At 73.2% G+C, this 6,500-nt stretch carries 5 protein-coding genes; 4 read left to right on the top strand and 1 reads right to left on the bottom strand.

Annotation, left to right across the window (positions count from 1 at the left end):
* The first annotated feature begins 89 nt into the window (after positions 1-89).
* Positions 90-533 (top strand): DUF6283 family protein, encoded by a 444-nt coding sequence (locus ACGFX4_RS37280; RefSeq protein WP_393084696.1) that lies wholly within the window; start codon positions 90-92, stop codon positions 531-533.
* A gap of 79 nt (positions 534-612) precedes the next feature.
* Here ACGFX4_RS37280 and ACGFX4_RS37275 read toward each other — a convergent pair whose 3' ends face one another.
* Positions 613-1,584 carry a hypothetical protein gene (locus ACGFX4_RS37275; RefSeq protein ID WP_393084694.1) on the bottom strand — a complete coding sequence of 324 codons (972 nt, stop codon included), beginning with the start codon at positions 1,582-1,584 and terminating at the stop codon, positions 613-615.
* Between the two features lie 225 nt (positions 1,585-1,809).
* On the opposite strand from ACGFX4_RS37275, the gene ACGFX4_RS37270 reads away from it, so the two are divergent.
* From ACGFX4_RS37270 to ACGFX4_RS37260, 3 genes are all read left to right on the top strand, one after another.
* Positions 1,810-2,064 carry a helix-turn-helix transcriptional regulator gene (locus ACGFX4_RS37270; protein WP_393084692.1) on the top strand — a complete coding sequence of 85 codons (255 nt, stop codon included), beginning with the start codon at positions 1,810-1,812 and terminating at the stop codon, positions 2,062-2,064.
* A 164-nt stretch (positions 2,065-2,228) separates the two neighbouring features.
* Positions 2,229-3,110 carry a DUF6083 domain-containing protein gene (locus ACGFX4_RS37265; RefSeq protein ID WP_393084690.1) on the top strand — a complete coding sequence of 294 codons (882 nt, stop codon included), beginning with the start codon at positions 2,229-2,231 and terminating at the stop codon, positions 3,108-3,110.
* 107 nt (positions 3,111-3,217) lie between these two features.
* Complete coding sequence (locus tag ACGFX4_RS37260) at positions 3,218-6,478, top strand: DEAD/DEAH box helicase (protein WP_393084687.1); 3,261 nt, start codon at positions 3,218-3,220, stop codon at positions 6,476-6,478.
* Positions 6,479-6,500: the final 22 nt, after the last annotated feature.

The following is a 6,500-nucleotide window of genomic DNA, read 5'->3' as shown; positions in this document are numbered from 1 at the left end:
AAACCCCCGACGAGAGCATCACCACAGCCCTGACCGCCTAGCCTGAAACCGGATCACCGAGTGGCCGTCGATACACCACTCCAGCGGACGTGACCCGGCCGTGTGAGAGCTGCCCCTACCGGCGGGACGTGCCGTCGGGGATCTGGGACCCCGAGGAGTATGCGAAGCTCCGCCGGTACGACGCTCCGACAGCCGAGCAGCCCACGGCGATGTTCCAGTGCCACCAGGCCGATGCCGGCAGCGGCGCGGCGCGGGTCTGCGGCGGTTGGGCTGGCTGCCACGGCTATGCGCTGCTGGCGCCGAGGGTCGCCCTGCTCGATGGCCGCATCGACGATGCGACTTACCGGGCCGTTGTGGAGTACACCTCCCCGGTCGCCCTGTTCGGCTCCGGCGGCGAGGCCGCGGACCACGGGGAGCGGGAGATCGAAGACCCCGGCCGCGGCGCCGAGCGCCTGATCGAGAAGATCACCCACAACCGCGGGGATCTGCGCTCCGGCGGCCAGCCCCATATGGAGACCAGCAGGGCGCGCTGAGGAAGAGCCGGAGCGTGCCCGATGGGTCCGGTTGAGCAGTGGGGCCCAGTCTCGGGGTGAGCCCGCGGAAGGGGACCGCTCATCCGCCTCCCCTCCGCGGCCCCGCACGGGCGAGGGAGCACAGGAGTAGACCGCTGGGGAGCGGATACCAGTCGGCGAGCACGCCTGCTGTGCTCACGTCGGCGAGGGCGTCCTCGAAGGCCTTCTCGTCGAGTCCGCACGAGCGGGCGGTGCCTTCCGGGTCCAGGAGGAACGCCTCGCCGTGCCGATCCTCCGCGGCCGAGACCGCCAGGGCGGCCAGCCGGGTGGGGGCCGGTAGCACGATGGTCCGGCGGTCGGCGAGGAGCTGCAGGGCCCATTGGCCGGCTCGCTTACGGCCGGGCGTGCCGGCGAGCTCGGGGACGAACGCGGCCGGGCCGCCGCAGGGCCTGCCGAGGTAGTGCAGCCACCGAGCCTCCTGCAGCTCGGCCAGCGCTCCGGCGGGCGCGCGCAGACGAAGTGTCCTGGTGATCCCGAGGGGCAGGGGAGCGAGGCCGGTGGGCCGTACGCGTAGCGCGCACACCACGGCGAGCAGCCGCGCCTCGCCGCTCACCCCTGGTGGCAGGGAGGCTGCGGTGTAGGCGAGTGCGGCCCGAGCTGCAGCCTGCTGTTCGGCGACGGAGCGGGCCTCACCGCCGCGCGGCCGCCTGCGCACCGGCTCAGGTGTCGCCACGGTCACCGGGCCGCGCATGGGCACGCGCGCGGCATGCGGGATGGCGCCGGCGCACGTCTCGCACGCGTCTGCCAGGTGCCAGGACCGGCCGCCTGGGCTTCGGAACAGCACGAGGACGATCTGCCCCGTGCAGGAGCGGCTCCCCACATGCCACGCGCAGCCGGCGGTGCGGCAGTTGCAGCTGCGCAGATGGGCGGCGAGCCGCTCGCGCTGCGCGTGCTGTCCGAGGTGGGTGACGGCGGCGTCGCGCACGGCCTCCGGCGTCGGCAGCCGGTCGGTGCGGTACCCGCACCCCGCCGAGGCGCACTGCAGGACGCGCCGGCGAGCGTCGACTACCACCGACCACGCACCGCCCGGTCCCGGTGTGTCGCTGCCCCGCATCGTCCATGCCGCCCTTCCCCTCTGTGATGCCTTCACCCGCTCGCGCGGCCGGTTGTTGGCCCGGGGCGGAGCGGCGGACACCCTAGTGCAGACCTCTGCACTCCCGCCGGTTGGCGAAAGCGGGAGAAAATAGGGCAGAGGTCTGCACTGACAGGGCAGGGGTCTGCACCGTGCGATAGCACAGTGATCATCCCGCCGCCCGACCCCAACCTCCCCGCGCTGCGCCTGGAATTCGCGCGCTTGCGGGCCGACCGCGGCTGGACCTACGACGAACTCGCAGAGCGCAGCGGCCTTTCCCGCCGCACTCTCATCGAGATCGAGCAGGGCCGCACCATCGGCACCCTCGCCACCTGGCACGCCCTCGCCCACGCCTTCGACATCCCCCTCGGCGATCTCGCCGGGAAACTCTGCGACGACCACACCCCGCCCGGAACCTGACCACCCGACACACCCCGGCAGGCGACCGGCACCACTCGAACGAGCACCACCACTCGAACACCCACACCCCCACGGACCGGATCAGCGACCCTCCACCGCCGAACAGGCGACACCGCCGGACCCGCGCCCCGCCAACCACCGCCCAGGGTGTGACCTTCGCGCGCATGACCTCATGCAATCCACCCGCCTTCCACTGGGACGGCACCCGCAAAGGCCCCAAGCCAACCAGGGCCCTGCGCATCGCCCCCGACAGCCCCAGCCGCCTGCTCCGCGCGGCCAAAGCCGGCATCTGCCGATACTGCGGCAACCCCGTCGAATGGTCCTACCGCGCCGACGACACCCCCATCCCACTGCATCCCGCTGAGCTCCCCGCCCCCGCGGTCCCGCCCCGCCAGCGCTGGCACCTCGCCTCCGGCATCGCCCACCCCACCGCCGGCGGATCCCCCTGGTGCCGCATCGCCCACCCCGCGATCTGCCCCGCCACCAGCCCAGCCGACACCGAGAGCAGCCCTGAGCTCACCCGGCTGCGCCGCGCCCTGGCCCTGCGCACCCGGCGCCTCATCGACCGCGGCTTCACACTCCAGCCACCTACCCCGGCGGCACCGCCGACCACCGACGAGACCACGCTCACCGCGACGACGCCGCAGCTCCCCGTCGTCCACATGCTCCACTCCCACTACCTCGCCCCCGCACCCCTGGCCGCCATCCGCTGCGTCGCCCAGACCCTGCGCCGCACCCGCTGCCCCAACCCCGTCGCCGACGACATCGACCTCGGCCGTTGGACCCTCATGCCCGTCGACACCGCCGCCACCGACACGCCCCGCCACCTCACCTCCCACCTCACCCCGCCCGAGATGGCCGTCTTCCAACTCACCCACCTGCCCTACGTGACCCAAGCGCGCTGGCGCGGCCAGCGCTGTCTCGCCCACGCTTCCAGCCGCGCCGCTGACATCGCCCTCACCCAGTGGGAGCCCTTCAACCCCTTCCTCCACCGCCAGCACATCCGCACCGAACTCCCCACCCAGCCCGCCGGCGGCAGCGCATGACCACCACACCCCGGACCCCGAACACGCCGCCGCAGCCCGCCGCCGCCCGGCACCCCTGCCAGGCGCCCCCTGGTGGAGGCCAGGACCGGGCTGACACAGTGAGCACCGTGCACGAAACAGACACCGAGGCAACCGACCTGACGGTCCCACAGCTCCTCCGTGACAGGTGGGGGAGTGACCTGCCGGCCGAAGGGCTGCAGCAGCGGCTCACCGAACCGGGCTGGACCTACCAGGAACAGGTGCCCCGCCTGTGCCCCACATGCGCCGGAGTACTGCACTCGCTACGCCGCCCGTACGAGGCTGGCGGCCGCCAGTACCGGTACGTCGCCGTGGTCTGCCCCGCCTGCCCGGCCGCATTCACGCTCGCCGACCTCGGCACGAAGACCTACGACAAACTCCTGCGCCCCACCACCCCGGCCACGTCCGCAGCGGCGGCGCCCGCCAGCCTCGCGTCCCGGCGGGCGAAGGCAGCTCCCGCGATGACGGTCCGCGCCGCGGCACGGCTGGTGGCCGGGCTCGAGACCGGCCCCTGCCCGGACGGGCCCGGAGTGACCGTCACCGCGATCCGCCTGCCCCACCCCTCCCGCGAACCCGCCCCCGCAGCCCCACCCGCACCGGCGGGACCGGCGGGACCGGCATGGCCGGAGGACCTGCCGCTGCCCACCGAGAAGGAGACCCGGGCCCTGTGGTGGAGCAAGATCACCAACCCTGCCTGGAACGTGCCCGAGCCCGCGCTGCGCGCCGCCACCGACGTGCGGGTCATCGTCCCGGCGGGGGAGCGGTTCGACGCCCTGCGCGACGCTCTCACCGGTCTCGGCGCCCGCGTGCGCGTCGCCGCGCACTGGGTGGAGGACGAGTTTGTTACCACGGTGTCCGACCTCGGTGCGCCCGTCGAGTTGGCCGCCTGGCCCGGCGGCGCGGCCACGCCGGCCGCAGGGCCCGCCGCGTACGCGGCTCGGGACGCGTTCGCCGCCCAGTGGGACGCCCTGGACGAACTCCCCGCCGGCGACATCGAGGCGTTCGTACCCGTCGAGGAGCTCGTCCCCGAGGCGTGGAAGGCGCTGCTGCCGCACCCGGCGTTCAACCCGGTCCAGGCCGCGACCGTCCCCGCCGTCACCGACGGCGACGAGCACGTGGTGGTCGTCGCCCCGACCGGCGCCGGCAAGACCGCGATCGGCATGGTCGCCGCCCTCACCGCCCACAGCAAAGGCCGCAAGGCAGCCTGGCTCGTCCCGCAGCGCTCTCTGACCGACGAACTCGACCGTGATCTCGCTGCCTGGCGCCGCGCCGGGCTGCGGGTGGTGCGCCTGACCGGTGAGGCTGCGGTCGATACCGATCTCATCCGGGATGCGGACCTGTGGGTCGCGACCACGGAGAAGTTCGAGGCGATCTGCCGCGCCGGCTCCCTGCGCGCCGCGCTCGCCGAGGTCGGCTGCCTGGTCGTCGACGAGATCCACCTGCTCGGCGACCCCGTCCGCGGCCCGGTCCTGGAAGCACTCCTCGCCCGGGTCCGCGAGGACACCACCCGGGTGCGCATCGTCGGCCTGTCCGCGACAGTCGCCAACGCCGACCAGCTCGCCGAATGGCTCGGCGCCCGCCTCATCCGCTCACCCTGGCGACCCACCCGCCTGACCTGGCAACTACCCGCCATGCCGCCGGAAGCCGACGCAACCGACTGGGCGAGTCGCAACAACGCCCGCACCCGCCGCACCGTCGACCTTGCCCGCCACCACACCCAAGACGGCGGCAGCGTCCTGGTGTTCTGCGGCAGCAAACGCTCCGTGCGCACCACCGCCCTCGCCCTGGCCCACGACCGCGGCATCGACACCACCGGCGCCGACGCGGACGACAGCGACCTCGTCGAGCGGCTATGCACCAAGGCCGGCGTGCGCCTGCACTACCGGGACTGGCCCCACAAACGCGACGCCGAACAGGCCTTCCGCACCCGCCAGGCCGACATCCTCGTCGCCACCTCCACCGTCGCTGCCGGCGTCAACCTCCCCGCCCGCGCCGTCATCGTCCGCGACACCCAGATCGGCATGAGCCGCATCGAAGTGTCCATGGTCCAGCAGATGTTCGGCCGCGCCGGACGCATCGGCACCGGCGAACGCGAAGGCCACGCCTACCTGCTCACCGCCCCCAGCGAACGCCACCACTGGCAGGCACGCCTCGCCGCCGGATACACCGTCACCTCCCGCATCCGCGACCGCCTCCCAGACCACCTCCTCGCCGAAGCCGTCCAGAACCGCATCGCCACCACCACCCAGGCCGAACACTGGTGGAAGAGCACCTTCGCCTTCCACCAGGGCCACCACCCCTTCGACCCCCTCCACGACGCCACCGACTTCCTCACCGACACCGCCTACCTCACCCGCACACCCGACCCCGACGGCGGCGACGACCGCATCGAAGCCACCGAACTCGGCCGCCTCACCAGCCGCTTCATGGTCGACGCCGACCTCGCCTCCACCCTCGCCGACGCCACCGCCCACCTCCCCGTCCCCGACAACCCGGACACCGCCGAAGACGCCCTCATCACCACCCTCGCCACCCGCCTGCCCGCACTCGAACAGGCCCCCTTCACCGACCGGGCAAAGGCCGAGCTCTACAACGTCCTGCGCATCCTCGGCCAACCCGACAACACCGAGACCGACGCGGACCAGGACGAGGAAGAGGACGACTGGCAGCCGGTCGCCGGCGACCTCGCCCGCGCCGTCCTGCTCCTCGTCGCCCGCGCACCCCGCGCCTTCCGCGGCCGGCCCGCCTACATCCGCGGCATCCCCGCCGACTCCATGGCCCCCGTCCTCGACGACGCCCAGCGCTACCTCGCCTGGCTCGGAGCCCAAGGCCCCCTCGCCACCGTCCACCCCTGGATCGCCATCACCGCCGCGGACCTTGCCCAGCGCATCCGCTGGCGCACCCTCGGCGTGGGTCGAGGCGCTGGTCGGCTGCTGTGGATGTGCGAACAAATGGCCACCCCCGCCCACACCCACACGCTCGTCCCCACCATGTGGCAGGCCGCCCGCGCCCGCGGCATCGACGCACCCGACTGGCCCGGTACCACGGCGCCCAGCACATGCCGCCTCAGCCCGGTCGACTACCGGGCGCTCCTCGCCTTCCGGACCACCGGCACCGAGATCACCCTCCACACCGACTACGCGCAGATCCGGGCACCACGCGGAGCCGTTGTGATCACATGGAACGGGGCAACCACCACTCGGCACGCCATCGCCGAACCAGTTATTGAAGCCCCCTATCCGACTCCGCGACAGGACGACCCGTCAGCAGGACACGTCGGTGCCGCCGTCTTCACCCGAGGCGACCGCAGCGGAGCCGACTGGGTGGCCTCCTACAACACGGCGGACTGACCGCGCCGGTCTGCTGCCCAGC

Origin of the sequence: Kitasatospora sp. NPDC048365 (genome assembly GCF_043200835.1) — a bacterium.
GTDB classification, from domain to species: domain Bacteria; phylum Actinomycetota; class Actinomycetes; order Streptomycetales; family Streptomycetaceae; genus Kitasatospora; species Kitasatospora terrestris.
This window is presented reverse-complemented; position numbering and strand designations above follow the sequence as displayed.

What these genes read in the sequence shown, in the direction of transcription:
- ACGFX4_RS37265 (WP_393084690.1), top strand. Translation starts at nt 2,229, where the DNA reads ATGACCTCATGCAATCCACCCGCCTTCCACTGGGACGGCACCCGCAAA.